This window comes from Streptomyces sp. NPDC001634, assembly GCF_040298185.1.
Lineage (GTDB): Bacteria > Actinomycetota > Actinomycetes > Streptomycetales > Streptomycetaceae > Streptomyces.
The window spans coordinates 1-1,511 of the sequence record NZ_JBEOZU010000225.1 but is presented as its reverse complement, the minus strand read 5'-3'; the positions used below and the strand labels follow the sequence as shown (position 1 = coordinate 1,511).

2 protein-coding genes are annotated in these 1,511 nt (G+C 67.1%); one reads left to right on the top strand and one right to left on the bottom strand.

The window, feature by feature from the left end; translation table 11 throughout:
* Positions 1 to 70: 70 nt before the first annotated feature.
* The gene (locus ABT186_RS47695) at positions 71 to 598 is read right to left on the bottom strand and encodes a GNAT family N-acetyltransferase (RefSeq protein WP_351930692.1); all 528 of its coding nucleotides are present in this window, start codon (positions 596 to 598) and stop codon (positions 71 to 73) included.
* An 86-nt stretch (positions 599 to 684) separates the two neighbouring features.
* On the opposite strand from ABT186_RS47695, the gene ABT186_RS47690 reads away from it, so the two are divergent.
* Positions 685 to 1,455 carry a transposase gene (locus tag ABT186_RS47690; RefSeq protein ID WP_351930690.1) on the top strand — a complete coding sequence of 257 codons (771 nt, stop codon included), beginning with the start codon at positions 685 to 687 and terminating at the stop codon, positions 1,453 to 1,455.
* The last annotated feature ends 56 nt before the right edge of the window (positions 1,456 to 1,511 follow it).

Sequence of the window (1,511 nt, the reverse complement as noted above, 5' to 3'; positions counted from 1 at the left end):
CTAAGGGCTGTCCCGTAACCGCTGGTCATGCATCGCCAAGCCCCGCGCTGGCTTGCGAGCGCCAGGGTCGTCACTGGGTATCGATGCGCAGATCCCGTATGTACCAGTCGAGCCGTGTCCCGTCCGCGCCGTGTGTGTGCTTGTCGGGGGTAAAGCCCGCCCGACGGGCGACTGCGGAAGACGCGGCGTTCTCCGGCTCTACCCGGATCACAGCCTGCTGCGCTCCCTCACTCGTGGCATATCGGGAGACCAAGAGGACCGCGCGGGTGGCCAGGCCGCGCCCTCTCCATGACGGGTAGAGGCCGTAGGCGACATTCACCTGGCCGGGAGACAAGCCCTCTGCTGTGAAGCGCAGGTCGATCGTCCCCGCGAGCGCCTCGTCGATGCCTACCCGGATGCCGAAAGCGCGGAGTGGGCCGGCCGTCTCCCACTGTTCCAGGCAGTGCCGTATGTAGGCTTCGACGCCCTCGCGTGTGCCGGGACCACCGCTGAGCCAGCGCACCAGCTGCTCATCCTCCCCCGCGAGGTGCGCCTCCGCATCGTCCAGGCGTAGCGGGGACAGAGTGATGATCCCGTCGGACAGCTTCACTTCATGCATCCGGCGATTCTTGACGCCTGGGCCGCGTTGCGCCATCGGATTCTGCGGACATCGCGCAGGGCCCCATCCCAAGAGATGATCTCGGGATGGCTGGTGTGATCACGGCGTCGGAGCCTTCCTGGATAGCCCCCTTCACTGGGCTGAACCCACGTCAGTTCAGCAAGCTGATGACCGCGCTGCGCCGAGCAGGCGCGGGTGCGGTCCGCAGAGGACGGCCGTGGAGCTTGCCGCTGGAGGACCGGGCTTTGCTGGTCGCCGCGTACTGGCGCACGAACCTGACGCTGCGGCAGCTTGCGCCGCTGTTCGGCATCTCGAAGTCGGCCGCCGACCGTATCATCGCCCACCTCGGGCCCTTGCTCGCGCTCCAGCCGCGCAGGCGGTTCCCCAAGGACACCGTGCTGATCGTGGACGGAACCCTGGTGCCCACCCGTGACCACACCGTCGCCGAGCAGTCAAAAAATTACCGGTACTCAACCAACCACCAGGTCGTCATCGATGCCGACACCCGGCTCGTGGTCGCCGTCGGCCGGCCGGTGCCCGGCAACCGCAACGACTGCAAGGCGTGGGAACTGTCCGGCGCGAAGGAAGCTGTCGGCAGGACCACGGTCATCGCCGACGGCGGCTACCGGGGCACCGGCTTGGTCATCCCGCACCGCCGCGAGTGCGGCCAGGCCGAACTCCCGGCCTGGAAAGAGGAGCACAACGCCTCTCACCGCAAGGTCCGCGCCCGCGTCGAGCACGTCTTCGCCCGGATGAAGGGCTGGAAGATCCTCCGCGACTGCCGCCTGAAAGGTGACGGTGTTCACCACGCCATGCTCGGCATCGCCCACCTGCACAACCTCGCCCTGGCCGGGTAACGAAGAACGGACTGGTCGACCAGCACTCCATAGATCATTTACGGGACAGCCCTTAG

Coding starts and splice junctions, on each gene's coding strand:
- ABT186_RS47695 (WP_351930692.1), bottom strand. CDS start 598: ATGCATGAAGTGAAGCTGTCCGACGGGATCATCACTCTGTCCCCGCTA.
- ABT186_RS47690 (WP_351930690.1), top strand. CDS start 685: ATGGCTGGTGTGATCACGGCGTCGGAGCCTTCCTGGATAGCCCCCTTC.